Origin of the sequence: Streptomyces sp. NPDC058295 (assembly GCF_042880655.1) — a bacterium.
In the GTDB taxonomy this organism is placed as follows: domain Bacteria; phylum Actinomycetota; class Actinomycetes; order Streptomycetales; family Streptomycetaceae; genus Streptomyces; species Streptomyces coriariae.
The window spans coordinates 1-25,016 of record NZ_JBHVYO010000044.1 but is presented as its reverse complement, the minus strand read 5'-3'; the positions used below and the strand labels follow the sequence as shown (position 1 = coordinate 25,016).

Genomic DNA, 25,016 nt, shown 5'->3' with positions numbered 1-25,016 from the left:
GGCGTCGGCGGTAGGAGGGTCGGCGGTAGGCGGGTCGGTGGCAGGAGGGGCGGAGCACGTCGGCGGTGGGAGCCCGCTCGGCGTGGTGCCCTCAGCCTGCGTGGGCGCGGTATGCCGCCGCGCCGTCGCCCCGCGCGGGGGGTCTGCCGCCCACCCGTTCCACCGCCCGGGCCCCCGCCCGGCACCCCTCGGCCGCCGCGGCCCCCGCGTCGGCGCCCGCGAGCAGCGCGGCGAGGAAGGCTCCGGTGAAGGCGTCGCCGGCGCCCGTGGTGTCCAGAGGCGTCGCCGGAGCGGCGGGGACGCGGACGAGCACCGTGCCGTCACGGGCCACCAGGGCGCCGTCGGCCCCCTCCTTGGACACCACCAGCGGGACCAGACGGCTCAGCGCGGCGGCGGCGCCCGCCCCGTCGGGCAGTCCGGTCAGCAGACAGGCCTCCGCACGGCTCGGCAGCAGCACGTCCACCCCCTCGACGAGGGACAGGAAGCGGTCGACGCCCAGGTCAGCCAGAAAGCCCGCCGACGCCGGATCGAGACTCACCGGCACCCCACGCGCGCGTGCCGCCGCCGACGCCGTGCCCACCAGCGCGCGCCCGGACTCCGAGAACAGCAGGTAGCCCGACAGGTGCAGTCGGCCGACCCCGTCCAGGAGAGCGTCCGACCAGTCGCCCGGGTCGAGCCGCAGGGACGCGCCGCTGTCGGTGAGGAACGTCCGCTCGGCCGCGGCACCGGTGTCGACCAGGCAGATCACCGTCCCGGTGGTCGCCTGCGGATCGACGACGAGCCGCGGTCGTACCCCGCAGGCCGTCAGCTCCCGTTCGTGCCAGGCCGCCGACTCCGCGCCCACCCGGCCGAGGAGCCGTACGTCCGCGCACCCCCAATGCGCCGCCCAGCACGCCACGTTGGCGCCCGCCCCGCCCGGCAGGGTCCGGATCACTGAGGCCGTGTCCGTACCGGAGGCCAGCGGGCCGCGATGACGGGCGACGACGTCCGTCACCACGTCCCCGACGACCAGCAGCGCCCCGCCTCCCGAGCCGCCGGCCGAGAGAGCCCCGGCCGCCCTCCCACCCGGCTCCGAGCTCGATCCCGGCCGCGATCCCGGCCGGTATCCCGGCTCGGAGTTCGGCCCTGGCCCTGGCCCCGGTCCCGGTCCCGGTCCCGCATTCCGGATCGGCTCGCCGGGGTCGCGGTGACCGCCGTCCGTCCCGTCCGGGCGGGCGGTCATGCCTCGGCCCATGCCGTCGCGATCCGCGCCGCCAGCCGCACATTGCCGCGCACCGCAGCCAGATTGGCGCTCAGGGACGCGCCGTCGGTGTGCCGGACCAGGTAGTCGAGCAGGAACGGTGTGACGCCCTGACCGGTGACGCCGGCCTCCTCGCACGCGTGCAGCGCGTCGGCGAGCACCCGCGCGTGCAGCTCGGGATCGAGCTGCTCCTCCTCGGGAACCGGGTTGGCGACGATCAGCGCGGACTCCGGAACGCCGAGCGCGTCCTGGGCCCGCATCACGTCGGCCACCTGCTCCGGGGTCCGCACCGTCCAGTCCACGGGGTGCCCCGAGTCGGACAGGTAGAACCCCGGGAAGCGCTCGGTGTCGTACCCGGCGACGGCGACGCCCAGCGTCTCCAGCCGCTGGAGGGTCGCCGGCACGTCCAGGATCGACTTCACCCCCGCGCACACCACCGTGATCCGGGTGCTCGCCAGCAGCCCCAGGTCGGCCGACTCGTCCTGGGTGACCGTCCACTCCCGGTGCACCCCGCCGAGCCCGCCCGTCGCGAACACCCGCACCCCCGCGAGTGCCGCCAGCAGCGCCGTGGCCGACACGGTGGTCGCCCCGCTCGCCCCCGAGGCCACGGCGAGCGGCAGGTCGCGATGGCCCAGCTTGCGGAAGCCGTCCTCGTTGGCGACCCGCTCCAACTGCTCCTTGTCCAGGCCCACATGGGGCCGCCCGTCCAGCACGGCGATTGTCGCCGGTACCGCGCCCTGCGCGCGTACGACCGCCTCCAGCTCCAGCGCCACCTGGAGGTTGCGCGGGCGGGGCAGCCCGTGCGAGATGATCGTGGACTCCAGGGCCACCACGGGTCGACGCGCGTCGACCGCGTCCCGCACCTCTTCCGACACCACCAGCATCACGCGCCCGCCTCCTGTCCGTCGGTCTCCTCTCATCTCTGGCGGGCGCCGCGCTTGGTCAAACCCTTGCGGCCTGTGGAGCAGGACACCAGCCTGGGACGTATGACGGACAACACCACACGTCTCGACCACGTCGTCCTGTGGGTACGCGACCCGATCGCCGCCGCCCACTTCTACGAGAAGGCCGTCGGCCTGGAGCCCGTACGGCTCGCCGAGTTCGCCGCCGGAGAGGAACCGTTTCCTTCCGTACGGGTCAACGAGGAGGCCCTCCTCGACCTCATGCCGTTGTCGATGGCCGAGCGGATGAAGATGCTCCCCGGCGCCGCCGAGAGCGCGGGGCACCCCGTGAACCACGTCTGCCTCGCCCTGCCGCGGGGCGACTTCGACACGTTGCTGGCCCGCCTGGAGGAGCGCGCCGTCCCCGTGTCGGACGTCTCGCAGGGTTCCTTCGGCGCCCGTGGCGACGCCAGGCGCAGCTTCTACTTCCGCGACCCGGACGGCAACGTCATCGAGGCACGCCACTACGACTGACCTGGCCGCCACTGATATGGCCCGCACTGGCGTGGCTACGACCGGCGTACCTCCGACCGCCGTACCTACGCCTGTCGTACGCCCGGCGGGCTGTCCTCCGCTGCCGTCCCGGACCTGTCTTCGTCTTCTTTCCCGTTCCCGTTCTTGTTCCCGTTCCCGTTTCTGTTGCCGGTCCGGGTGAACAGCGCCAGGGCGGCCAGCGGGACGAGCAGACTCGCCGCGGCGGCGTTGAGCCACGCGTAGCTCGCCTGCGCGACGATCAGCCCCGCGATCGCTCCGCCGAACCCCGCCGAGGTGTTCATGGTGAGATCGGATATCCCCTGGGCGGCGGCGCGCGCGGACTGCGGCACCGAGTCCGTCAGCAGCGCGGAACCCGACACGAGGCCGGCCGACCAGCCCAGCCCGAGCACGAAGAGCCCGGCGGCGGTCTGCCCGTGGCTGCCGCCCGCCGTCCCCGCCAGGAACATCGCGACGGCCAGCAGCCCGGCCGCGAGGCCCGCCACGGAAAGCCGTCCCACCCGGTCCGCCAGGCGTCCCATCAGCGGCGCGAACGCGTACATGCCCGCGATGTGCCCGCTGATGACCAACCCGATCAGATCGATGCTCGCGCCGTGGTGGGTGAGGTCCAACGGGGTCATCGACATGACCGAGACCATCGCCGTGTGCGACACGGCCACCGTCACGAGCGCGAGCCGCGCGCGCGGCGAGGCGGCGACGGCCGCCAGACCGGCGCGCAGGGAACGGGCCTCCGCGGACCGCTCCTCCTGCGGTGCGAGCGCGCGGGCCGTCAGCAGCGGGTCGGGGCGCAGCCGGACGGCCACCAGGACCCCGGCCATGACGAAGATCCCGGCGGCCCACAGGAAGGGGCCCGCCGCCGCGGGTATGCCGAGTCCGGCGACGCTCCGGCCGGCGGGCGCGGCGATGTTCGGGCCCAGGACCGCGCCGATGGTGGTCGCCCACACCACGTTCGAGATGGCCCGGGCACGCCGTTGCGGCTCGGCCAGGTCGGCGGCGGCGAACCGTGCCTGGAGGTTCGCGGAGGACGCGGCGCCGAAGGCGGCCATGCCGCACAGCAGCAGCGGGTAGTTCCCGGCCCGCGCCGCCACCACGACGACACAGGCGCCCAGGGCGCCCACCAGATAGGCAAGTACCAGCCCCGGCCGGCGCCCGCGCGCGGTCATCAGCGCGGCCATCGGCATGGACAGCACGGCCGTACCGGCGACGGTGGCGGTGGGCGCGAGCCCGGACAGCGCCTCGCTGCCGCTGACCTGCCGGGCCAGTACGGCGGACAGTGCGATGCCGGTGGCGACGCCGAGCCCGCCGAGGATCTGGCTCGCGACCAGCACCCCGGTCGTGCGGCGCCGCAGCACGGGCAGGAGAGCGGCGTCGACGGGTGCGGCCGCTGCGCGCTCGACGGCGGTCACGGCCCGCGCCGGACCGTCGCACGGCCATGGCGACGAGCGGGGGGATGTGGTCACCGGCCCAGTGTCCCCTCAGAACAGCGGCTCGGGTAGTACCCCTTCCAGCGCGAGCAGCTTCCGCTTGGTCTCCAGACCGCCCCCGAACCCGCCGATGCCCCCGTCGCGCTCCACCACCCGGTGGCAGGGCACGACGACCGGCAGCGGATTGGCGCCCATCGCCACTCCCACCGCCTGCGCCGCCAGCGGCTGTCCCACCCGCCGGGCGAGATCGCCGTAGCCCACGACCGCCCCGTACGGGACGCCGGAGGCGAGTTCGCGGAGCACCTGCCGGTTGAAGCCCGAGATCAGCGACCAGTCCAACGGCAGCTCGAAGGCCCGTCGCTCACCGGCGAAGTAGGCCTTCACCTGGCGTATCGGCTCGGCCAGCAGCGGGGAGTCGGGCGCCTCGACGGGTTCCGTGCCCAGTCGGGCCGCGAGCCGGCCGAGCGCCTGGTCGCGTATCGCGTCGGTGGCGTGGAACACGACGTTGAGCAGGCCCTGACCGGTCGCGGCCAGCAACAGCGGACCGATGTCGGTATCGACGACGGTCCACACGACCCGCTGCTCGTCCTGCGCATGGCTGTCCATGCGGCCACCGTACGGCCTGCCACTGACAATGCCCCGGGCCGTCGGCACGGCCCGGGGGCTCACCGCTTCCGGGGCCGCCGGCGTCAGTACCCGTACAGGGCCCGCCGCACCACGTCGGGCTTGTTGGTGATCACGCCGTCGACGTCGTACGCGGCGACGGTCTCGGCGGTCTCGGGGTCGTCGACGGTCCAGGCGAAGACCTTCATCGGCTTGCCGTGCGGCCCGGTGAGCGCGTGCACGGCGGAGACGTACGCGGGGGAGAGGGTGGTGTACGACGGGTTGATCAGGTCGGCGAAGCCCGCGTACCGGGGCAGGTCCGAGACGGCCGGCATCCCGAGCAGACCGGTGCGTACCCCCGGCTTCAGGTCGTGCAGGGTCCGCAGGCTGTCGGCGCTGAAGCTCTGCACGATCAGCCGGTTCGCGAGGTGCCGCCGGTCCAGCCAGCCCTCGTTGCTCAGCAGCTTCAGGGTCTGCTGCTCGATCCCCGGATACAGCACGGGGTTCTTGATCTCCAGGAGCAGCTTCTGATGGTGATGCTCGACCCGCTCGACGTACTCCTTGAGCGTCGGCACCCGCGCGCCCGTGTACGCGGCGCCGAACCAGCTCCCCGCGTCGAGCCGGGCTATCTCCGCCGCCGTGAAGTCCCGCACCTTCCACGGGGCCCGGCCGGGAAAGACCTCCTCGGCGTCGGTCGTGCGGCGGAGACTGTCGTCGTGGATCACCACGAGCTCGCCGTCCCTGGTGCGCTGGACGTCGTTCTCCACCCACAGGATGCCCAGCGAGGCGGCCTCGTCGACGGCGTCCAGGGTGTTCTCGGGGGCGTGGGCGGAGGCTCCCCGGTGGGCGATCACCGACGGCCGGAAGGCACCGCCCGCCCGGGCGTCGTGAACGGGGAGCAGGAGGGCGACGGTGCCCAGGACCGCGGTGGTCGTGGCGGCAACTACGCGCGCGTGCATGCGTACTCCTCGCGTCGGGCCATCACATACAGCTCAACAGTGACAGCAGAGGGTCGACGCCGGGGGGCGCAGCCGGGGGAGTACAGGATGACCACAGAATGAAAGGAGACCCCGGAGGCCGCTCACTGGTGCCGCACATGTGCGACAAGGGCGTGTTTCTTTGCCGGAAAATCGTTCGACCATTCCGGTGGGGGTCATACTCTCTCTCAGCCTTGACCGCGCTCAGCGGCGGTCCTGGGGAGAGGCGAGTTTCAGAACATCGAGCAACAGGGCGAAGGGCTACCGCGCATGCAAGGCACGGTCGACGGTTTCAGTTACGGACTCGTCACACCGCTGGTGGCCTACCTCATGGCCTGCCTCGGCGGTGCTCTCGGTCTGCGCTGCACCACCAGAGCCCTGCTCGTCGCCCAGTCCTGGCGCCCGGGATGGCTCGCCCTCGGCTCGGCGGCGATCGGTTCCGGCATCTGGACCATGCACTTCATCGCGATGATCGGCTTCACGGTCGACGGCGCCCCGATCCACTACGACAAACCGATGACCTACGCGAGCCTGGGCGTCGCCATCGTCATGGTGGGCGTGGGGATCTTCATAGTCGGCTACCGGGGCGCAACCGGAACGGCGCTGTTCACCGGGGGCACGATCACGGGCCTGGGCATCGCGTCGATGCACTACCTGGGCATGGCCGGAATGCGCTTCAACGGGACCTTCGAGTACAACACGCTCACGGTCGCCACCTCCGTCGCCATCGCCATGGCGGCCGCCACCGCCGCCCTGTGGGCCGCGGGACAGGTCAGGGGCTTCCTGTGGAGCGTGGGCGCCAGCCTGGTCATGGGGCTGGCCGTGACCGGCATGCACTACACCGGGATGGCCGCCCTGAGCGTCCATCTGCACACGGGAGCCCCGACCGCGGGTGACTCTCCCGCCGCCCTCCTCGCGCCGATGCTGATCGGCCCCCTCGCCTTCCTCTGCCTCGCGGGTGTCGTCGTGATGTTCGACCCGCTGATGGTCATGGGCAAGCCCGACTGGACCCCCGCCGAGCACAAACCCGGCGTCCCGGCGCACCCGCCGGCCCCGCACCCGTCGCGCCGCTCCCAGCCCGGCGGCCGCCGCAAGGTGCCGCACCGCGAGTCCCGGACCCCGCAGAACCGCTGACTCCCGTACCCGCGCGGACCCCGGGTCCCGCCCTCGCGAAACCGCTGATCGGACCCCGTTGTCAGTGGGGGGTCGTACGGTGGATGACATGCGGCCCGTTTCCCACATCGAACGCACGGTGGCGCCTTTCGAGGTCGTCAGCCCCTACCAGCCCAGCGGCGACCAGCCGGCGGCCATCGCCGAGCTGGCCAAGCGCGTCGAAGCAGGTGAGAAGGACGTCGTCCTGCTCGGCGCGACCGGCACCGGAAAGTCCGCGACCACCGCGTGGATGATCGAGAAGCTCCAGCGCCCCACCCTGGTGATGGCGCCGAACAAGACCCTGGCCGCCCAGCTTGCGAACGAGTTCCGCGAACTGCTGCCGAACAACGCGGTCGAGTACTTCGTCTCGTACTACGACTACTACCAGCCCGAGGCGTACGTCCCGCAGTCGGACACCTACATCGAGAAGGACTCCTCGATCAACGAGGAGGTCGAGCGGCTGCGCCACTCCGCGACCAACTCGCTGCTCACCCGCCGTGACGTCGTCGTGGTCGCCTCGGTCTCCTGCATCTACGGCCTCGGTACCCCGCAGGAGTACGTGGACCGCATGGTCCCGCTCCGCGTCGGCGACGAGGTCGACCGGGACCAGCTGCTGCGCCGCTTCGTCGACATCCAGTACACGCGCAACGACCTGGCGTTCAGCCGTGGCACCTTCCGGGTGCGCGGCGACACCATCGAGATCTTCCCGGTCTACGAGGAGCTCGCCGTCCGCATCGAGATGTTCGGCGACGAGATCGAGGCCCTGTCCACGCTGCACCCGCTCACCGGCGAGATCATCAGCGACGACCAGCAGCTGTACATCTTCCCGGCCACGCACTACGTGGCGGGCCCCGAACGCCTGGAGCGGGCGGCCAACGACATCGAGAAGGAGCTGGGCGAGCGCCTGGCCGATCTGGAGAAGCAGGGCAAGCTCCTGGAGGCCCAGCGGCTGCGCATGCGCACCACGTACGACCTGGAGATGCTCCGCCAGATCGGCTCCTGCTCCGGCGTCGAGAACTACTCGATGCACTTCGACGGCCGCGAGCCCGGCTCCCCGCCGAACACCCTGCTCGACTACTTCCCGGACGACTTCCTGCTCGTCATCGACGAGTCCCATGTCACCGTCCCGCAGATCGGCGCCATGTACGAGGGGGACGCCTCCCGTAAGCGCACCCTCGTCGACCACGGCTTCCGGCTGCCGTCCGCCCTGGACAACCGCCCGCTGAAGTGGGAGGAGTTCCAGGAGCGCATCGGGCAGACCGTCTACCTGTCGGCGACCCCCGGCAAGTACGAGCTCTCCCGCGGGGACGGCGCCGTCGAGCAGATCATCCGCCCCACCGGCCTGATCGACCCGGAGGTCGTCGTCAAGCCGACCGAGGGCCAGATCGACGACCTGGTGCACGAGATCCGGACGCGCGTGGAGAAGGACGAGCGCGTCCTGGTCACCACGCTCACCAAGAAGATGGCCGAGGACCTCACCGACTACTTCCTGGAACTCGGCATCCAGGTGCGCTACCTGCACAGTGACGTCGACACGCTGCGCCGGATCGAGCTGCTGCGTGAGCTGCGCGCAGGCGAGTTCGACGTCCTGGTCGGCATCAACCTCCTGCGGGAGGGCCTCGACCTGCCCGAGGTGTCCCTGGTGGCCATCCTCGACGCCGACAAGGAGGGCTTCCTGCGCTCCGGCACCTCGCTGATCCAGACCATCGGCCGCGCGGCGCGCAACGTCTCCGGTCAGGTCCACATGTACGCCGACAAGATCACCCCGGGCATGGAACGGGCCATCGAGGAGACCAACCGCCGCCGGGAGAAGCAGGTCGCCTACAACACGGCGAACGGCATCGACCCGCAGCCGCTCCGCAAGAAGATCAACGACATCGTCGCCCAGATCTCCCGCGAGGAGGTCGACACGGAGCAGCTGCTCGGCTCGGGCTACCGCGCGAAGAAGGACGGGCGGGGAACCAAGGCCCCGGTGCCCTCCCTCGGCGGCAAGGCGGCCAAGGGCGGCAAGTCCAAGTCGGCCAAGGGCAGGTCCGAGGAGACGGTGCCGACGGACCGACCCGCGGCCCAACTCGCCGAGCAGATCGAGGAGATGACGGAGCGCATGCGGGCCGCCGCCGCCGACCTCCAGTTCGAGGTCGCCGCCCGGATCCGCGACGAGGTCTCCGAAATGAAGAAGGAACTGCGCCAGATGAGGGAGGCGGGTCTGGCCTGACGGACCCCTGCGGTTGCTGTGCCCCCGCCCCGCACGCCCTGTGTTGCAAGACCGACACAAAGTGCGGGCCTGGGTACGGCACTGTCAGTGCCTTTGCGTAGGGTTTCCGTCAACCGCGGGCTCGCGGCAACAGGGGACAGCTCGAGAGGGGAATCAGCGCGTGACCGTCAACATGACCAAGGGTCAGGCCATCAGTCTTCAGAAGAACGACGGGGGCAGCCTGACCGCGGTGCGCATGGGTCTCGGCTGGCAGGCGGCCCCGCGGCGCGGCCTGTTCGGCTCCCGGACGCGGGAGATCGACCTCGACGCCTCCGCCGTCCTGTTCGCCGACAAGCAGCCGGTCGACGTGGTCTTCTTCCGCCACCTGGTGAGTGACGACGGCTCGGTCCGTCACACCGGTGACAACCTCGTCGGCGGTGTCGGTCAGGGCGGCGACGACGAGGCGATCCTCGTCGACCTCGCGCGTGTGCCGGTCCACATCGACCAGATCATCTTCACGGTGAACTCCTTCACCGGCCAGACGTTCCAGGAAGTGCAGAACGCCTTCTGCCGTCTGGTCGACGAGACCAACGGCCAGGAGCTCGCGCGCTACACGCTGGCGGGCGGCGGGGCCTACACCGCCCAGATCATGGCGAAGGTGCACCGGGTGGGCGGGGGCTGGAACATGACGGCCCTCGGCGCTCCGGCCAACGGCCGCACCTTCCAGGACCTGATGCCCGCGATCCTGCCCGCGCTCTAGGGCGGAGAGCGGCACCGAGACAACACCACACGCGACGCAGGGGGACGACAGGCGATGACGGCCGAGCTGGTGCGGGGGCAGAACCACCCGCTCTCCCAGGTCCGCCTCGAGATCCGGGTCTCGGCCGGCAGGCCGGTCATGGCGGTTGCCACACTCGGTGACGAGAGCGGCAAGGTCCCCGGCGTCGAGTGGGTGGCCCATCCAGGCGTACCCACACTGCCCGGCCTGGAGGTCTCCCGGCAGGCGGCCGCCGACCACCGTCTGGCGGTGGACCTGGACGCCGTGTCGGCGGCCGTCCACCGGGTCAGTGTGCTGCTCGCGCTGCCCGCGGGCGTCGGCGGGCCGGTCAGCTTCGGTTCGGTCGCGGCCCCCTTCGTCGCGGTCACCGGCCTCGACGGCGCGGAGGTCGCCACTTACACCATCACCGGTCTGGACGCGGAGTCGGCGGTCGTCGCGCTGGAGCTGTACCGGCGGCAGGGCGCCTGGAAGGTGCGCGCCGTCGGCCAGGGCTACGCGGGCGGCCTCGCCGAACTCCTCACCGACCAGGGTCTGACGCAGGCGCACCGCCTCGCGGCCGGCATCAACGACGCCGTGGTCCAGGGCCTGGCCCGCTCGGTGCAGGCGCCGCCGCGTACCGCAGACGGCGACCGCTCCCGGCAGGCGGCCGCGTCCGCCCTCGGCCCGGACCAGAACGGCTCGCCGTACGGCACGCAGGGCACCCAGGGCGGTGCCGGCCCGTACGGGGCGACCCAGAACCCGCAGGGCCCCTCGGCCGCGGGCTACCCGGCGGGCACCACGCCGGCGGATCCCGACGCGACCCAGCCGACGCCGAATTCACCCACCGCCGGTGGTCCCATCGACTACAGCCATCCGCGTCGGCAGAACGCCGCTCCGCCCCCGCCTCCGCCCACCGCGCCCCCGGCCCGGCCCGGGGAGCCCGCCCGGCCCGTCGCGGGTGACGCGACCGGCTGGTCCATGGAGGAGCGGCTCTACAACCAGGTCTGGGGCATGTTCGAGGACCTGGCCCGCAGCACCGCCGCGTACCGCAGCGCCGTCGACTTCGCCGATACGCGGATGGAGAAGGAGCTGGACCAGGTCCTGTCCGATCCGCGCAGCAGGATGGGCGGCCAGGGCGACGCCGCCCGCGAGGCGGCCCAGGCCAAGCACATCCAGCTCGTCGACCAGGCCCGGGAGGCACTGGACCGGGATCTCGTCCAGCTCGGCGCCGAGGCCGACGTGGTCGAACCGGCGCTGCCCGCGGCGTACGCACGCTGGGACAACCCCGTCTGGCACGCCTACCGCGTCCCCATGGAGATGCCCATGGCCGTGCGCCTGGGCGACCTGCACCTTCCCGAGAGCGACCCGCTGCGCATCCCGATGCTGGTCAGGCTCCCGCTCGAGCGCGGCCTGTGGATCGACAGCGGGCGGTCGGGGCTGGCCGACGCGTCGTTCGCCGACTCCCACGAACTGCGCCGCCTCGCCATGGAGTCGGCCGTGGCGCACACGGCCCGGCTGCTGGCGGTGCATCCGGCGGACGAGTTCACCGTGCATGTCGTCGATCCGGCCGGTTCGGGCGCCCGGGAACTCGCGCCGCTGGTGCAGAGCGGCGTGCTCGCGGCCCCGCCCGCGGTCGGCGCGGCCGGTGTCGCGGCGGTCCTGGGCCGGCTCACCGAGCGGGTCGACCTGGTGCAGATGGCGGTGCGTGGCGGCATGGCCGACTCGCTGCCGCCCGGCTTCGACACGGCCCAGCAGCTGCTCGTCGTCAACGACTTCCCGCACGGCTTCGACGACCGTGCCGTGACCCAGCTGCGCTACCTCGCGGACGAGGGGCCGGGCGTCGGTGTCCATCTGATGATGGTCGCCGACCGGGAGGACGCCGACAGTTACGGTCCGTTGCTGGATCCGCTGTGGCGTGCGCTGCTGCGGCTGACACCGGTGGCCGAGGATCACCTCGCGGACCCCTGGGTGGGGCACGCCTGGACGTACGAGCCGAGCCTCGTGCCGCCCGGCAGCCAGGTGCTCCAGCAGGTCCTCGCGCAGGTCGCGGCGGCTCGCGCCAAGTACTAGTAAAGTCCCCCGACCAGTGGACTTGGCCTTTCTTTTACTAATCGCTTTACCTTTTCTTGGTGGTTGGGGTACTGTTTTCCTCACGGAGGGGAGTACTCCCTGACTGCGGCGTACCCGTCAATACGGATCAGGCCTGATCCCGGGGCGTCGGCCCATCTCGGGTGGAAGAGACCTCCGGCAGCGCGACGACGCTGATCACCTGCCGTTACGTACTGTCGGAGGCGCAGTGAATGTTTCCCTGGCCCTATGGGTCCTCACCATCGTGGGCCTTGCCGCCCTCATCGCGGTCGACTTCTTCATCGGTCGTAAGCCGCACGACGTGTCGATCAAGGAAGCGGGGATCTGGACCATCGTCTGGATCGCCCTGGCCGGGCTCTTCGGAGTCGGGCTGCTCGTCTTCAGCGGCGGTGAGCCGGCCGGCGAGTTCTTCGCGGGCTTCATCACCGAGAAGTCGCTCAGTGTCGACAACCTCTTCGTCTTCGTCCTGATCATGGCGAAGTTCGCGGTCCCGTCGCAGTACCAGCAGCGCGTCCTGCTCGTCGGTGTCCTCATAGCCCTGGTCCTGCGGGCGATCTTCATCGCCGCGGGCGCCGCGATCCTCGCCAGCTTCGCGTGGGTGTTCTACCTCTTCGGCGCCTTCCTGATCTGGACCGCCTGGAAGCTCATCCAGGAGGCCCGGGCGGACGAGGACGACGAGGAGTTCGAGGAGAACAAGCTGCTCAAGGCCGTGGAGAAGCGGTTCGGCGTCGCCGACCGCTATCACGGCACGAAGCTGTGGATCGAGCAGAACGGCAAGCGGGTCATGACCCCGATGCTGGTCGTGATGCTCGCGATCGGCACCACCGACGTGCTCTTCGCCCTCGACTCGATCCCCGCGATCTTCGGTCTGACGCAGGACCCGTACATCGTCTTCACCGCCAACGCGTTCGCGCTGATGGGCCTCAGGCAGCTGTACTTCCTCATCGGTGGCCTGCTGAGGAAGCTGGTCCACCTCAGCTACGGCCTGTCGGTCATCCTCGGATTCATCGGCGTGAAGCTGGTGCTGCACGCGCTGCACGAGTCCGGGGTCCACGTCCCCGAGATCAGCATCCCGGTCTCGCTCGGTGTCATCTGCTCCGTTCTGATCGTCACCACGATCACCAGTCTGCTGGCTTCGAAGAAGCAGGCGGCGGCCGAGGCGGCGCGTGCGGAGAGCGAAGGCGCTCCGAAGGACAGCATCGAGGCCTGACCACGCAGGACGTAGGAACAACCATCCCCGGGAGCGGTGCGCGGCGAATTGCCGAGCACCGCTCCCGGTGCTTCGTTGGAGCTGGGCGTTTCCACCCGGGGACGCCGGTTCCGGGTGGAGGCACCGTGGGCACATCGCAGAGGTTCGTCCAGATCCTCGAGTTCGAGACCGACCGCATCGACGAGATGCGGGCGCTGGCCGAAGAGGGGGAGCAGCGCATGACGGGCCGAGCCGACGGCCCGACGCGCCGCCTCGTCCTCAAGGACCGCGACCAGCCGAACCGCTACCTCGTGGTGATCGAGTTCGACTCCCACGAGGAGGCCATGCGCAACAGCGACGACCCGGAGACGGGCAAGTTCGCGGAGCGGATGGCCGCCCTCTGTACCCGCCCCCCGAACTTCACCGACTGCGACGTCCAGGACACGACCGAGTTCAGGTGACGGCAGCCGAGCACCCGCCCGTGCGGCCCGTCCTGCCCTGACGGCGGGACGGGCCGCACGGGCGGGACGGGCCGGACGAGCCGGAATGCGGAGCCTGTACGGCTCTGCGACGATCGCTGCATGATCGCTCGGCTCAGGTCGGTCACGACCCGGTGGACAGCGCTCGTGCCGGTGCTGGCGGTCGTCCTGCTGGCCCTGACCTGGGGACGCGACCTGCCCGGCGCGGTCGTCGTCGTGGTGACGCTGGTCCTCGCGGGAGCGGTCCTGGCCGCAGTGCACCACGCGGAGGTCGTCGCCCACCGGGTCGGCGAGCCCTTCGGATCCCTCGTTCTCGCGGTCGCCGTCACGATCATCGAGGTCGCCCTGATCGTCACCCTGATGGCGGACGGCGGGGACAAGAGCTCGACCCTGGCCAGGGACACGGTCTTCGCGGCCGTGATGATCACCTGCAACGGCATCGTCGGCCTCTGCCTCCTGGTCGCCTCGCTGCGCCACGGCACGGCGATCTTCAACCCGGAGGGCACCGGCGCGGCGCTCGCGACCGTCGCCACCCTGGCCACGCTCAGCCTGGTACTGCCGACCTTCACCACCAGCAAACCGGGCCCGGAGTTCTCCGCCGTCCAGCTCACCTTCGCCGCCCTGTCCTCACTGGTCCTGTACGGCCTGTTCGTGGCGACGCAGACCATCCGGCACCGCGACTACTTCCTGCCGGTCACCCGGCAGGGAGACGTGATCACCGCCGACGACCACGCCGGAGCCCCCACGGCCCGGTCCTCCCGGATCAGCCTCGGGCTGCTCGGCCTGGCCCTGATCGGTGTGGTGGGCCTCGCCAAGGGCGTCTCGCCCACGATCGAGTCCGGAGTGGAGGCCGCCGGACTGCCCCAAGCGGTGGTCGGTGTGATCATCGCGCTGCTCGTCCTGCTGCCCGAGACGATCGCCGCGCTGCGCTCCGCCCGCCGCGACCGGGTGCAGACCAGCCTCAACCTCGCGCTCGGCTCCGCGATGGCCAGCATCGGTCTCACCGTCCCCGCGGTGGCTCTGGCCTCCCTCTGGCTCTCCGGGCCGCTCGTCCTCGGGCTCGGCCCCACCCATATGGTGCTGCTCGCGCTGACCGTCGTGGTCAGCTCGCTGACGGTGGTCCCGGGACGGGCCACGCCGTTGCAGGGCGGCGTCCACCTCGTGCTGTTCGCGGCCTACCTGGAGCTGGCGATCAATCCGTAGCCGGCCGCACGGCGGCCACCCGCACCGGCCGGGTCTCCGGCAGCAGCGCGAAGCAGCCCAGACTGAGCAGCGCGATCCCCGTCAGATAGGCGCCCACACCCCACGGGACCCGCCCCGAGCGCTCGGCGAGGGCGGTCGCCACGATCGGCGTGAGCGCGCCCCCGAGGACCCCGCCCAGGTTGTAGCCGACCGCCGCACCCGTGCAGCGCACACGCGGCGCGTAGAGCTCCGGCAGATACGCCGAGATCACCGCGAACATCGTGACGAAGGCGAGCAGCGCCCCCAGGAAGCCGAGGAACATCGGCAGCGGCTCGCCGGTCGAGAGCAGCGCGACCAGCGGGAACATCCACAGCGCGGCCGCCGCACAGCCCACGAGGCACAGCGGCCGGCGGCCGAAGCGGTCGCCGAGCATCGCCACCACGGGAGTCAGCGAACCCTTCACCACCACGGCGGCCATGATGCAGACCAGCATGACCGTGCGGCTGACCCCGAGCCGTTCCGTCGCGTACGCCAGGGACCAGGTCGTCACGGCGTAGAAGATCGCGTACCCGGCGGCGAGCGCGCCGGCCGTCAGCAGGACGAGCCGCCAGTGGTCGCGCACCACCTCCACGAACGGCACACGCGCGTGGTCGTCGATCTCCAGGAACCGGGGGCTCTCGGGCAACGACGACCGCAGCCACAGCCCGAGCACGGCCAGCACCCCGGCCGCCCAGAAGGGCACCCGCCACCCCCACTGCGCGAACTGCGCCTCCGTCAGCGTCACCGACAGGACCAGCACCACCCCGTTGGCGAGCACGAAGCCCACCGCGGGCCCCACCTGCGGGAAGCTCGACCACAGCCCGCGTCGCTCGGCGGGCGCGTGTTCCGCGGTGAGCAGCACCGCGCCGCCCCACTCCCCGCCGAGCCCGAGCCCCTGGAGGAAGCGCAGGACGAGCAGCAACAGGGGAGCGGCCACCCCGATCGTGTCGTACGTCGGCACGCAGCCCACCGCGACCGTCGAGGCACCGGTCAGCAGCAGGGAGACGACCAGGACCGGCCGGCGCCCGCGCCGGTCCCCGATGTGCCCGAACAACACCGAGCCCAGCGGCCGCGCCACGAACCCCACGCCGAACGTCGCGAACGCGGCCAGTGTCCCCGCCAGCGGCGAGAACGTCGGGAAGAACAGCGGCCCCAGGACCAGCGCCGCCGCGGTCCCGTAGACGAAGAAGTCGTAGAACTCGATGGCCGTCCCGGCGAGCGAGGCAGCCGCGAGCCGCGGCATGGAGGGCGCCTTCACGGTGTGTACGTCGTGCATGCCGCGTCAACTACCCACAGTGATCGCGGGTTACGGGGGCGTGCGGGGGCGCGGACCGCCGCGAGGGGGCTCAGTAGGTCACGGTGATGCGCCGCGCGGGGCCGTCGACGCGGATCGTGCCGCCGTAGGGGATGACGAGTTGCGGGTCGGTATGGCCGAAGTCCACGTCGAAGACGGCCAGCGTGTCGGGGGCGTACGCGCGCAGCGCGCGTTCCACCGCCGCACGCTGCTCGGCCGCGTAACGGGCGCCTTCCTCCGGGCTGTTGGGGCGCTCGAAGGACCGGCTCTTGGCCCGGGCCATCAGCAGCGCGGGGAAGCGCCGCAGCAGACCGCGCTCGCCCATGTTGCGCAGGATCCGGAAGACCTCCGTGGCGCTCGGCATTTCCTCCGACGTCTCCAGGATCAGCACCCCGCCGTCGTACACCGCCAGGTCGCGGGCGATCTCGCGGTCGGCCATCAGCAGCCAGGAGAGGATCTCCAGGTTGCCGCCCCAACTGCGGCCCTCCACCACACGGTCGGCGTTGACCCAGCTCCAGCCGGCGCCGGGCCGGCTGTCGGGCTCCGACGCGAAGGTCGCCGGGTCGCCCCAGTCGCCGCCGAAGTCGTTCCACCGCTCGGCGGGCCGCAGCTCGTAGGGGCCCGAGGTGAACAGCGCGGCGCGCAGCGAGTCGGCGGTCAGCGGGTGCATGGCCCCCGGGCGGCCCAGCTCGCACATCACGCTCGCGCCGTGGTAGGCGACGACACCGGAGTTGTACAGGAACGCCAGCAGGTTGGTGTTGTCGCTCCACCCGAAGAACGGCTTCGGGTCGGCGCGCAGCAACTCCCGGTCCAGCAGCGGCAGTACGGTGATCTGGTCCTCGCCGCCGATCGACGCGATGACCGCCCGCACGCCCGGGTCGGCGAACGCGGCGTGGATGTCGTCGGCGCGCTCCTGCGGTGTCGCCCCCATCCTGCGCGTCGTCGGGTACTCGACGGGCTCCAGACCGAACTCCTCGCGCAGCCGCTCCACGCCCAGCTCGTAGGGGCGCGGGAAGAGCCCGGGCAGCCCCGCGGAGGGCGAGATGACGGCTATGCGGTCGCCGGGCGACGGCTTCGGGGGATACGAGGGCGCGGTCATGCCGGGAGGGTACGGCCTGCTGCCCTGCGGTTTCACCGTGATAAACCGGTGTGAGCGGCGGCCTTGGACGGGCCGCCCACGAACGGACCGGAGGAACCGTGCCCCGCAGCCTGGCCAACGCCCCGATCATGATCCTGAACGGCCCCAACCTGAACCTCCTGGGCCAGCGGCAGCCGGAGATCTACGGTTCCGACACGCTCGCCGACGTCGAGGCGCTGTGCGTCAAGGCGGCGGCCGCGCACGGCGGCACCGTGGACTTCCGGCAGTCCAACCACGAGGGGCAGCTGGTCGACTGGATCCACGAGGCGAGGCTGGACCACTGCGGCATCGTGATCAACCCGGGCGCCTACTCGCACACCTCGGTCGCGATCCTGGACGCCCTCAACACCTGTGACGGTCTGCCGGTGCTGGAGGTCCACATCTCCAACATCCACCAGCGCGAGTCGTTCCGGCACCACAGCTACGTCTCGCTGCGCGCCGACGGTGTCATCGCGGGCTGCGGGGTGCAGGGATACGTGTTCGGCGTGGAGCGGGTGGCCGCGCTGGCGGGGGCGGGCAAGGCGGACGCGTAAGCATCGCCCTCCAGGCAGTAGCCCCTTACCGCGTTCCTCAGAGGCGGCCCGCCTCCACGATCCGCCGCAGGAAGCGCTGGGTGCGTTCCTGCTGCGGGTCGCCGAAGAGCTGCTCGGCGGTGCCCCGTTCCAGCACGACGCCTCCGTCCAGGAAACAGACCTGGTCGGCGACCTCGCGCGCGAAGCCCATCTCGTGGGTGGCGAGCACCATGGTCATGCCGTCGGCCTTCAGGTCGCGGACGACGTTCAGGACCTCGCCCACCAGCTCGGGGTCGAGGGCGGCCGTGATCTCGTCGAGCAGCAACAGCCGGGGACGCACGGCCAGCGCGCGCACGATCGCGACCCGCTGCTGCTGACCACCGCTGAGCCGGTCGGGATACTCGCCGGCCTTGCCGGCCAGCCCGAGCCGCTCCAGAAGCTCCCTGGCGTGCTTCTCGGCCTGTGCGCGGGCGACGCCGTGCACGCGGCGCGGGGCGAGCGTGATGTTCTCCAGCACCGTCATGTGCGGGAACAGGTTGTACGCCTGGAAGACCACGCCGATCCGGCGCCGCACCGCGTCCTGGTCGACGCGCGGGTCGGTGATCTCCTCGTCGTCCAGCCAGATCGCGCCGTCGTCGATGTCCTCCAGCAGGTTGGCGCAGCGCAGCAGGGTGGACTTGCCGGAGCCGGAGGCGCCGATCAGCGCGGTCACCGTGTGCGGGGCGACCTCCAGGTCGACGTCCCGCAGGACGACGGACCCGCCGAAGGTCTTGCGGACGGACTCCATCCGCAGCACTGGAGCCTGCGGTGCGGGAGTCCGCGGCGCCGGAGTCTGTGGTGCCGGAGTCTGTGACGCCGGAGTCCGCGGTGCCGGAGCGTCGCTCATGTCGTTCCTCCCTGGGCCCGCTGACGGTCCATCCGGGCCGTCACCCAGTCCGTGAAGCGGGTCATCGGGATGGTCAGGGCCACGAAGACCAGTCCCGCGACGATGTACGGCGTGTAGTTCAGGCTGCGGCCCACGATGATGTCCGCCGCGCGGACGGCGTCGATCGCGCCGCCGATCGAGACGAGACCGGTGTCCTTCTGGAGCGACACCAGGTCGTTCAGCAGCGGCGGCACCTGGCGTCGCACGGCCTGGGGGAGCACGACGTGACGCAGCGCCTGCCGGTTGTTCAGGCCCAGCGAGCGGGCCGCGGCGCGTTGGGAGGGGTGCACGGACTCGATGCCCGCGCGGAAGACCTCGGCGACGTACGCCGAGTACGTCAGTGTCAGTGCCGTGCCGCCCAGCAGCACGGGGTCGACGGTCACGCCCTGGAGCCGCAGTGCCGGGACGCCCAGCACCACGATCATCAGGTTGATGATCAGCGGCAGACCGCGGAAGAAGTCCGTGTACGCCGCCGCCAGCGCCCGCAATGGGAAGAACACCGGTCCGCGCAGGGTGCGGGCCACGGCGATGAGCATGCCCAGGACGAGCACGGCGGCGCCGCAGACCAGAAGCAGTCTGACGTTCAGCCAGAGTCCTTCGAGGACCCTGGGGAACGCCTCGCGCGCGTACTGCCCGTCGAAGAAGGTCTCCCTGGCGCGCGGCCAGCCGGGCGCGCCGACGACGACCAGGTAGAGGACGGCACCCGTGACCAGGGTCGACAGCGCGGCGATCGCGGTGGCGCGGCGGGCACGCGTGCGCCGGTAGCGCTCGCGCTCCAGCCGCCGCTGTGAAGGGACGTAGCCGTCGTCGGGGGCGCCCTTGTCGCCCCCGGACCTGTCGCCCCCGGACCTGGGGTCCTCGCCGTCCGGGTCGTCCGCGCCTTCCCGGCCGGACTCGTCCTCGGTGACCGTCACTTGAGCACCGGCGCGTCGACGGCGTCGGAGAGCCACTGCTGCTCGATCTTCGCCAGGGTGCCGTTCCCGCGGAGCGCGTCGACGGCGCCGGTCACGCAGGAGGTGAGCGCGCTGCCCTTGTCGAGCACCAGCCCGAACTGCTCCGGTGTGCCGCCCTGGTTCTCGAACTGGCCGACGATCTCGGCGTCCGTGACCTCGGCGGCCGTGATGTAGAAGGCGGTCGGCAGGTCGGTGACGATGGCGTCGACCTGACCGTTCTTCAGCGCGGACTTGGCCTGGTCGTTCTTGGCGTAGACGGCCGCGTCCCGGGTCGGCTTCACCACGTCGTCGATGTAGTCGAGGCTGGTCGTGCCGACCTGGGCGCCCAGCTTGAGGCCCTTGAGATCCGCGACGCTCGTCGCCCTGGTGGCCTTCGTGCCCTTCAGAGCGATGACGGCCTGGCGCACGTCGTAGTAGCCGGACGAGAAGTCCACGGCCTTCTTGCGCTCGTCGCTGATCGACACCTGGTTGATGTCGAAGTCGAAGGTCTTCTCGCCCGGCGCGTAGGCCTTGTTGAACGGCACGCTCTGCCAGACCACGGCGCTCTTGTCGTAGCCGAGCTGCTCCGCGACGGCGTACGCCACCGCCGACTCGAAGCCCTTGCCGTTGGCCGGCTTGTCGTCCTTGAACCACGGCTCGTACGCGGGCTCGTCGGTCGCGATCGTCAGCTTGCCGGAGGTCTCGGTGGCCAGTTCGCCCTTGGCGCAGGTGCCCGCGCTCGAACCGGAGGGCGTCGACGCCGCCTTGTCCTCCGGCTGCGGGGCACAGCCGACAGCGGTCGCGAGGAGGGCCACGGTGGCGCCGGCGACGGCGCGGCGCAGTACACGAGGGGCGAGGTGCATGGCGGGAGAGTGGCAGCGAAAACCCCTGTTTGTCGAGGTCACACCCACACATGTCCGCATGCTGGGAACGGGTGTTGCGTTCTCGTGAACAGACCCGCCCGACCCGCCTGGGCCGCCGGCCGAGGGCGGGGATCGGAGACCGGCGGCCCGATCCGCGCCGGAGCCGTCATCCCGCGCGGAACCGACACCAGTTGACCGTGCAACCACGAGTGCGGGGAGCGCGTGCGGGGGACCGGCGCGTGCGCGCGGTTCACACGGGGCGCGCATTCGGTAACGCGCGCCCCCTGTCGTGCGAACTCACCACCCGCGCGCGTGCCACTCCGGAAGGTGCGGCCGCTCCGCGCCCAGCGTGGTGTCGTTGCCGTGCCCCGGATAGACCCAGGTCTCGTCCGGCAGCACGTCGAAGATCTTCGTCTCGACGTCACGGATCAGACTGGCGAACGCCTCGGGGTCTTTACGGGTGTTGCCCACGCCGCCGGGGAAGACCACAGCACGCGCCAACACACGAGGTCACGGCGGCGCGTAAACCTACGGGCCGTGCCTCCGCGGCGTCGAAGTGGGCCGACCGCATCAGATGCCGTGCAATGAGGCCGGCCGTGCCCTTCTCAGCGGTGGCGCGGGCGAGGCAGCAAGGCGAACGCGCTCTCCGCAATCGAGGTCAGGCGGGCGGGACTGTGGCCGTACGCGCCTACGACATCGGTCCCGCGGATGATGGTCAGCAGAAGGTACGCAAGGTCGTCGGGATCCGCGTCGGGGTCGATGTCGCCGTTGCGCTGCGCCGCTCGCACACACTCGGCCACCGCCGTCGCGACCACGGAGAAGCAGTCGTTGGCCAGGCGTTTCACCTCGGAGTCGGAGGCGCCGACCTCCAGGGCCATCTTGGCGGCGAAGCAGGCCGCCGCCGCCCGGTCAGAGGCGGGGGGTACGTCGGCGGCGAGTGGCACCCCGTGGACGGCGCGGAGCAAGTACGCGTGCAGTCGTTCCAGGGCGCCCTCGTCCGGTCCGGCGAGCATGTTCCGCGGACCTTGGCCCAGCCGGGCGAAGTAGCTGGCCATCGCCTGCATCAGCACGCCGTGCTTGCCGTCGAACGCGGCATAGAGGCTGCCGCGGCCCAGGCCGGTGGCGGCGCTGATGTCGTCGACGCTCGTGCCGTTGTAGCCCGAGGCGCGGAACTGCCGCTCGGCGGCATGCAGGACGTGGTCGCGGTCGAAGCTTCGTGGTCTCGCCATACCCCGAAGGTAAAGCCGACCCGCCGTTATTGACAACCCAGTACAGAACCACCTAGGTTTCTGACTGTTCAGTACACAACCATCCTGAGCTCACCGGACAGGGTGTGTGTACGCCTGGCGCGATGGAAAGCAACCCATGCCTTTGCGCTCCTCCGCGCCGCCCAACGTTGCGACGCCTTCCAGGCCGGCAAGGCCCGGTCTGATCCTCGCGATCCTGGCGACGGCGAGTTTCATCGCCGGACTGGATCTGTACATCACGGACGTCGGGCTGTCCTCGGCGCGGGGCGCTTCCTGCACCTCGAACAGCTCAAGACGGTCGCCGACCACATCCTCGGCTTTATGAACAGCTGACCCCCCTCCAACCACCCAGAACTCGAAGGGTTGACCGAACCATGACTGACAAGGAAAGGCAGGAGGCCATGGCTGCGACGACTCCTCCGTACGCGAGCGACGCACTGGCCGAGGGGACCGTCGACGCGGTGGTGATCGGCGGGGGCGCCGCGGGGCTGAACGGTGCACTGATCCTCGCCCGCTCCCGCCGCTCGGTCGTCGTGATCGACGGCGGCTCCCCGCGCAACGCGCCCGCGGAGGCCGTGCACGGCTTCATCTTCTTGGACGGCACCCCGCCGTCCGAGATCCTTCGACGGGGCCGGGAGCAGGTGCGCCAGTACGGCGGACGCGTCGTGTTCGGCGAGGTGGTCTCGGCCGAGTCCGCCGCCCCGTCGGCGGACGGGGACCTGCGGTTCACCGTCACCCTGGCCGACGGCCGCAGCATCACCGCCCGCCGCATCCTGGTGGCCACCGGCCTCACGGATGTGCTGCCACAGGTGCCCGGGCTCGCCGAGCACTGGGGGCACAGTGTGGTGCACTGCCCGTACTGCCACGGCTGGGAGGTGCGCGATGAGCCCATCGGCATCCTCGCCACCGGCCCGGCCTCCATCGGCCACGCGTTTTTGTTCCGCCAGCTCACCGAGGACCTGACCTACTTCACCCACGGCACCGACCTGGACGAGGACAGCCGCGCCCGCTTCGCCGCCCGCGGCATCCGCGTCATCGACACCCCGGTCACCGAGGTCGTCAACGACGAGGACGGTGACCTCGCCGGGGTGCGCCTGGCCGACGGCCAGGTCGTGGCCCGCCGCGTCCTCGCGGTCGCCGCGCCGATGCAGGCCCGCACCCAGGGCCTGGAAGGTCTGGGCCTGCCGGTGCGGGACCTGCCGAACAGGGGCCGTGGTTTCGCCTCCGGTATGGCCGGCGCCACCGAGGTGCCGGGTGTGTGGGTGGCCGGCAACGCCACCGATCTGGTCGCCCAGGTCGGGGCCTCCGCAGCGGCCGGCGCACTGGCCGGCGCCGACATCAACAGGATGCTGGCCACCGCGGACACCGACGCGGCCCTCCAGGGGATCGCCGAGGCAAGCCCACAAGGGGCCACAGGATGATCTTGAAGTCCGGAGATCTCAGCCCGTCGCCCGCTCGCCTCACGGGCAATCAAGTGCTTCCGCTCGTCCGCCCCGTCCCCCTCAGGAGCTACTGATGCCCTTCCTGGCGAACACCCCCGTGGAGAAAATGACCGGGCCTTACGCGCGGCGCTGGTGGGCGCTGCTCGTGCTGTGCCTAAGCCTGCTGATCACGGTGATGGCGAACACGTCGCTGATCGTCGCCGCCCCCGACATGACCACCGAGCTGGGCCTGAGCAGCAGTGATCTGCAGTGGGTCGTCGACGGCTACACCGTTCCGTACGCGGCGCTGATGCTGGTGCTGGGCTCGATCGGCGACAAGTACAGCCGGCGCGGCGCGCTGGTGCTGGGTCTGCTGATATTCGCCGGCGGTTCGGTGATGGGGAGCATGGTCGACGAGACCTCGCTGGTCATCGCGGCCCGCGCGATCATGGGTGTCGGTGCCGCGGTCGTGATGCCGGCCACGCTGTCCCTGGTGGTCGCGACCTTCCCCCGGAGCGAGCGGACCAAGGCCATCACCGCCTGGGCCGCGACCTCCGGGCTGGCGGTAGCCGTCGGCCCGCTGGTCTCCGGCTGGCTGCTCGAGGACCACGCCTGGGGCTCGACCTTCCTGATCAACGTGCCGATCGCCATCCTCGCTGTGTTCGGCGCGCTCGCCCTGGTACCGCCGTCCAAGGCGGAGGGCATGGGCCGGATCGACTACGTCGGTGGCCTGCTGTCGATCGTCACCGTCGGCTCCCTGATCTACGCCGCCATCGAGGGCCCGCACTTCGGCTGGGGCGCCGGCCCCGTCACCGCCGCCGTGGTCGCCGGTGCCGGTCTGGTCGCCTTCGTCGCCTGGGAGCTGCGGCACCCGCACCCGATGCTGGACGTCCGAAAGTTCGCGCTGCGGCCCTTCAGCGGCTCGATGCTCGCGGTGATGTTCTTCTTCTTCGGTATGTTCGCCGTGCTCTACTACTCGACGCAGTTCCTGCAGTTCGTCCTCGGCTACGGCGCCCTGGACACGGGCCTACGGCTGCTGCCGCTGGGCGGTGCGGTGTTCCTCGGGTCCGCGCTGACCGGGTTGTTCACCCCGAAGCTGGGGGTGAAGGTGATGGTCGTGACCGGCATGGCCATCGGCACGGCGGGCATGTTCCTGCTCACCCAGATCGATAAGGGGTCGACGTACGGGGACTTCCTGGCGCCGCTGATGATGCTGGGCCTCGCGTTGGGCCTGGCCATCTCCCCGGCGACCGACACGATCATGGGCTCCTTCCCCGAGTCCGAGCTGGGCGTCGGCGGCGGTGTCAACGACACCGCGCTCGAGCTGGGCGGGGCGCTGGGCATCGCGGTGCTGGGCTCGCTGCTGGGCACGGCCTACCGGAACGAGCTGACCGACCTGGTGGGCAACCGGCTCCCGGCGGAGGCGATGGAGACCGCCAAGGACTCGGTCGGCGCCGGCCTGGCCGTCGCGGAGCGGGTCGCGCAGGATCCCTCCGCCGGGCCCCAGCAGGCCCAGGCCGCCGTGGACGCCGTCCACCAGGCCTTCGCCCACGGAGTCGCCCAGACCAGCCTCATCGGCGGGATCATCATGGCCGCCGGAACACTGATCGTCCTCGCGGTCCTGCCGGGCCGGCGCGGCTTCGCGAAGCAGAGCGCCGAGCCGGGGGCCGGGACGACGGCGAGCGAGGCGGCGACTGCGCGGGAGCACACCGGGTCCACCCACTAGATCGCCGACGGGGCGTCCACTGGATCGCCGGGGACGCGGCCGCCGGGCACCGCCTCCGCCGGATCGCCCGTCAGACGCGTCGGGCAGGAGCCCGGCGGCGCGACGCGCAGGGCGCGGGCGTGGTCCACGGTCCACGCGGATCCTCTGCCGGAACACCTCACCGTCCTTGGCCTCCGGGCCGCCCCGGGCTCTCCTGCGGGG

Annotated in this window: 23 protein-coding genes and 1 pseudogene; 11 read left to right on the top strand and 13 right to left on the bottom strand. The window is 71.3% G+C overall.

What is annotated here, in order from left to right; all coding sequences use genetic code 11:
* Nucleotides 1-91: 91 nt before the first annotated feature.
* Both ACFVYS_RS34490 and ACFVYS_RS34485 read right to left on the bottom strand, forming a co-directional pair.
* Nucleotides 92-1,222 carry a carbohydrate kinase family protein gene (locus tag ACFVYS_RS34490; protein ID WP_389508541.1) on the bottom strand — a complete coding sequence of 377 codons (1,131 nt, stop codon included), beginning with the start codon at nucleotides 1,220-1,222 and terminating at the stop codon, nucleotides 92-94.
* Complete coding sequence (locus ACFVYS_RS34485) at nucleotides 1,219-2,124, bottom strand: pseudouridine-5'-phosphate glycosidase (RefSeq protein ID WP_389508539.1); 906 nt, start codon at nucleotides 2,122-2,124, stop codon at nucleotides 1,219-1,221. The genes ACFVYS_RS34490 and ACFVYS_RS34485 overlap by 4 nt, the downstream gene beginning before the upstream one ends.
* Before the next feature lie 102 nt (nucleotides 2,125-2,226).
* Between ACFVYS_RS34485 and ACFVYS_RS34480 the strand changes: the two genes are divergently transcribed.
* Complete coding sequence (locus ACFVYS_RS34480; RefSeq protein ID WP_389508537.1) at nucleotides 2,227-2,655, top strand: VOC family protein; 429 nt, start codon at nucleotides 2,227-2,229, stop codon at nucleotides 2,653-2,655.
* Nucleotides 2,656-2,720: 65 nt separating this feature from the next.
* On the opposite strand, the gene ACFVYS_RS34475 is transcribed toward ACFVYS_RS34480, so the two are convergent.
* The 3 genes from ACFVYS_RS34475 to ACFVYS_RS34465 form a co-directional block, all read right to left on the bottom strand.
* Nucleotides 2,721-4,079, bottom strand: a complete 1,359-nt coding sequence (locus tag ACFVYS_RS34475) for an MFS transporter (protein ID WP_389508601.1) — start codon at nucleotides 4,077-4,079, stop codon at nucleotides 2,721-2,723.
* A gap of 69 nt (nucleotides 4,080-4,148) precedes the next feature.
* A complete protein-coding gene (locus tag ACFVYS_RS34470) occupies nucleotides 4,149-4,703 on the bottom strand; it encodes a methylated-DNA--[protein]-cysteine S-methyltransferase (protein WP_389508535.1) in 555 nt (184 codons plus the stop codon).
* Between the two features lie 83 nt (nucleotides 4,704-4,786).
* Complete coding sequence (locus tag ACFVYS_RS34465; protein WP_389508533.1) at nucleotides 4,787-5,659, bottom strand: glycerophosphodiester phosphodiesterase; 873 nt, start codon at nucleotides 5,657-5,659, stop codon at nucleotides 4,787-4,789.
* A 288-nt stretch (nucleotides 5,660-5,947) separates the two neighbouring features.
* Here ACFVYS_RS34465 and ACFVYS_RS34460 point away from each other — a divergent pair, with 288 nt between their 5' ends.
* The 7 genes from ACFVYS_RS34460 to ACFVYS_RS34430 all read left to right on the top strand — a co-directional run bounded on the left by ACFVYS_RS34460 (nucleotide 5,948) and on the right by ACFVYS_RS34430 (nucleotide 14,739).
* The gene (locus tag ACFVYS_RS34460) at nucleotides 5,948-6,811 is read left to right on the top strand and encodes an MHYT domain-containing protein (RefSeq protein ID WP_389508531.1); all 864 of its coding nucleotides are present in this window, start codon (nucleotides 5,948-5,950) and stop codon (nucleotides 6,809-6,811) included.
* A gap of 88 nt (nucleotides 6,812-6,899) precedes the next feature.
* Nucleotides 6,900-9,044 carry an excinuclease ABC subunit UvrB gene (uvrB, locus tag ACFVYS_RS34455; protein WP_389508530.1) on the top strand — a complete coding sequence of 715 codons (2,145 nt, stop codon included), beginning with the start codon at nucleotides 6,900-6,902 and terminating at the stop codon, nucleotides 9,042-9,044.
* A 160-nt stretch (nucleotides 9,045-9,204) separates the two neighbouring features.
* Nucleotides 9,205-9,783: a TerD family protein gene (locus ACFVYS_RS34450; protein ID WP_057599421.1), complete on the top strand. Its 579-nt coding sequence runs from the start codon at nucleotides 9,205-9,207 to the stop codon at nucleotides 9,781-9,783.
* A 54-nt stretch (nucleotides 9,784-9,837) separates the two neighbouring features.
* On the top strand, nucleotides 9,838-11,850 hold the full coding sequence (locus ACFVYS_RS34445) for a TerD family protein (protein WP_389508528.1): 2,013 nt from the start codon (nucleotides 9,838-9,840) through the stop codon (nucleotides 11,848-11,850).
* Nucleotides 11,851-12,076: 226 nt separating this feature from the next.
* Nucleotides 12,077-13,078 carry a TerC family protein gene (locus tag ACFVYS_RS34440; RefSeq protein WP_389508526.1) on the top strand — a complete coding sequence of 334 codons (1,002 nt, stop codon included), beginning with the start codon at nucleotides 12,077-12,079 and terminating at the stop codon, nucleotides 13,076-13,078.
* Nucleotides 13,079-13,203: 125 nt separating this feature from the next.
* Nucleotides 13,204-13,518 (top strand): hypothetical protein, encoded by a 315-nt coding sequence (locus ACFVYS_RS34435; protein WP_389508524.1) that lies wholly within the window; start codon nucleotides 13,204-13,206, stop codon nucleotides 13,516-13,518.
* A gap of 120 nt (nucleotides 13,519-13,638) precedes the next feature.
* A complete protein-coding gene (locus tag ACFVYS_RS34430) occupies nucleotides 13,639-14,739 on the top strand; it encodes a calcium:proton antiporter (protein ID WP_389508522.1) in 1,101 nt (366 codons plus the stop codon).
* Here the strand turns inward: ACFVYS_RS34430 and ACFVYS_RS34425 are convergent.
* Both ACFVYS_RS34425 and ACFVYS_RS34420 read right to left on the bottom strand, forming a co-directional pair.
* Nucleotides 14,729-16,033: an MFS transporter gene (locus ACFVYS_RS34425; RefSeq protein ID WP_389508520.1), complete on the bottom strand. Its 1,305-nt coding sequence runs from the start codon at nucleotides 16,031-16,033 to the stop codon at nucleotides 14,729-14,731. The genes ACFVYS_RS34430 and ACFVYS_RS34425 overlap by 11 nt on opposite strands.
* 70 nt (nucleotides 16,034-16,103) lie before the next feature.
* On the bottom strand, nucleotides 16,104-17,150 hold the full coding sequence (locus ACFVYS_RS34420) for a S66 peptidase family protein (protein WP_389508518.1): 1,047 nt from the start codon (nucleotides 17,148-17,150) through the stop codon (nucleotides 16,104-16,106).
* A gap of 98 nt (nucleotides 17,151-17,248) precedes the next feature.
* Here ACFVYS_RS34420 and aroQ point away from each other — a divergent pair, with 98 nt between their 5' ends.
* Complete coding sequence (gene aroQ / locus ACFVYS_RS34415) at nucleotides 17,249-17,722, top strand: type II 3-dehydroquinate dehydratase (protein ID WP_314222371.1); 474 nt, start codon at nucleotides 17,249-17,251, stop codon at nucleotides 17,720-17,722.
* Between the two features lie 37 nt (nucleotides 17,723-17,759).
* On the opposite strand, the gene ACFVYS_RS34410 is transcribed toward aroQ, so the two are convergent.
* From ACFVYS_RS34410 to ACFVYS_RS34390, 5 genes and pseudogenes are all read right to left on the bottom strand, one after another.
* The gene (locus tag ACFVYS_RS34410; protein ID WP_301272171.1) at nucleotides 17,760-18,488 is read right to left on the bottom strand and encodes an amino acid ABC transporter ATP-binding protein; all 729 of its coding nucleotides are present in this window, start codon (nucleotides 18,486-18,488) and stop codon (nucleotides 17,760-17,762) included.
* Between the two features lie 95 nt (nucleotides 18,489-18,583).
* Entirely contained in the window at nucleotides 18,584-19,540 is a 957-nt protein-coding gene (locus tag ACFVYS_RS34405) for an amino acid ABC transporter permease (protein ID WP_389508515.1), read from the bottom strand.
* Nucleotides 19,537-20,421, bottom strand: coding sequence for an ABC transporter substrate-binding protein (locus ACFVYS_RS34400; RefSeq protein ID WP_389508513.1), 885 nt, complete (start codon nucleotides 20,419-20,421; stop codon nucleotides 19,537-19,539). The genes ACFVYS_RS34405 and ACFVYS_RS34400 overlap by 4 nt, the downstream gene beginning before the upstream one ends.
* Before the next feature lie 297 nt (nucleotides 20,422-20,718).
* Nucleotides 20,719-20,907, bottom strand: a pseudogene (locus ACFVYS_RS34395) (MBL fold metallo-hydrolase); the annotation flags it as partial.
* Nucleotides 20,908-21,026: 119 nt separating this feature from the next.
* Nucleotides 21,027-21,650, bottom strand: a complete 624-nt coding sequence (locus tag ACFVYS_RS34390; RefSeq protein ID WP_389508511.1) for a TetR/AcrR family transcriptional regulator — start codon at nucleotides 21,648-21,650, stop codon at nucleotides 21,027-21,029.
* Between the two features lie 419 nt (nucleotides 21,651-22,069).
* On the opposite strand from ACFVYS_RS34390, the gene ACFVYS_RS34385 reads away from it, so the two are divergent.
* Nucleotides 22,070-23,089 carry an NAD(P)/FAD-dependent oxidoreductase gene (locus tag ACFVYS_RS34385; RefSeq protein ID WP_389508599.1) on the top strand — a complete coding sequence of 340 codons (1,020 nt, stop codon included), beginning with the start codon at nucleotides 22,070-22,072 and terminating at the stop codon, nucleotides 23,087-23,089.
* A 94-nt stretch (nucleotides 23,090-23,183) separates the two neighbouring features.
* Nucleotides 23,184-24,815, top strand: a complete 1,632-nt coding sequence (locus ACFVYS_RS34380) for an MFS transporter (RefSeq protein ID WP_389508509.1) — start codon at nucleotides 23,184-23,186, stop codon at nucleotides 24,813-24,815.
* On the opposite strand, the gene ACFVYS_RS34375 is transcribed toward ACFVYS_RS34380, so the two are convergent.
* A complete protein-coding gene (locus tag ACFVYS_RS34375; RefSeq protein ID WP_389508507.1) occupies nucleotides 24,812-24,943 on the bottom strand; it encodes a hypothetical protein in 132 nt (43 codons plus the stop codon). The genes ACFVYS_RS34380 and ACFVYS_RS34375 overlap by 4 nt on opposite strands.
* Nucleotides 24,944-25,016 lie beyond the last annotated feature (73 nt).

What these genes read in the sequence shown, in the direction of transcription:
- ACFVYS_RS34490 (WP_389508541.1), bottom strand. Translation starts at nt 1,222, where the DNA reads ATGACCGCCCGCCCGGACGGGACGGACGGCGGTCACCGCGACCCCGGC.
- ACFVYS_RS34485 (WP_389508539.1), bottom strand. Translation starts at nt 2,124, where the DNA reads ATGCTGGTGGTGTCGGAAGAGGTGCGGGACGCGGTCGACGCGCGTCGA.
- ACFVYS_RS34480 (WP_389508537.1), top strand. Translation starts at nt 2,227, where the DNA reads ATGACGGACAACACCACACGTCTCGACCACGTCGTCCTGTGGGTACGC.
- ACFVYS_RS34470 (WP_389508535.1), bottom strand. Translation starts at nt 4,703, where the DNA reads ATGGACAGCCATGCGCAGGACGAGCAGCGGGTCGTGTGGACCGTCGTC.
- ACFVYS_RS34465 (WP_389508533.1), bottom strand. Translation starts at nt 5,659, where the DNA reads ATGCACGCGCGCGTAGTTGCCGCCACGACCACCGCGGTCCTGGGCACC.
- ACFVYS_RS34460 (WP_389508531.1), top strand. Translation starts at nt 5,948, where the DNA reads ATGCAAGGCACGGTCGACGGTTTCAGTTACGGACTCGTCACACCGCTG.
- uvrB (WP_389508530.1), top strand. Translation starts at nt 6,900, where the DNA reads ATGCGGCCCGTTTCCCACATCGAACGCACGGTGGCGCCTTTCGAGGTC.
- ACFVYS_RS34445 (WP_389508528.1), top strand. Translation starts at nt 9,838, where the DNA reads ATGACGGCCGAGCTGGTGCGGGGGCAGAACCACCCGCTCTCCCAGGTC.
- ACFVYS_RS34430 (WP_389508522.1), top strand. Translation starts at nt 13,639, where the DNA reads ATGATCGCTCGGCTCAGGTCGGTCACGACCCGGTGGACAGCGCTCGTG.
- ACFVYS_RS34425 (WP_389508520.1), bottom strand. Translation starts at nt 16,033, where the DNA reads ATGCACGACGTACACACCGTGAAGGCGCCCTCCATGCCGCGGCTCGCG.
- ACFVYS_RS34420 (WP_389508518.1), bottom strand. Translation starts at nt 17,150, where the DNA reads ATGACCGCGCCCTCGTATCCCCCGAAGCCGTCGCCCGGCGACCGCATA.
- ACFVYS_RS34410 (WP_301272171.1), bottom strand. Translation starts at nt 18,488, where the DNA reads ATGGAGTCCGTCCGCAAGACCTTCGGCGGGTCCGTCGTCCTGCGGGAC.
- ACFVYS_RS34400 (WP_389508513.1), bottom strand. Translation starts at nt 20,421, where the DNA reads ATGCACCTCGCCCCTCGTGTACTGCGCCGCGCCGTCGCCGGCGCCACC.
- ACFVYS_RS34390 (WP_389508511.1), bottom strand. Translation starts at nt 21,650, where the DNA reads ATGGCGAGACCACGAAGCTTCGACCGCGACCACGTCCTGCATGCCGCC.
- ACFVYS_RS34385 (WP_389508599.1), top strand. Translation starts at nt 22,070, where the DNA reads ATGGCTGCGACGACTCCTCCGTACGCGAGCGACGCACTGGCCGAGGGG.
- ACFVYS_RS34380 (WP_389508509.1), top strand. Translation starts at nt 23,184, where the DNA reads ATGCCCTTCCTGGCGAACACCCCCGTGGAGAAAATGACCGGGCCTTAC.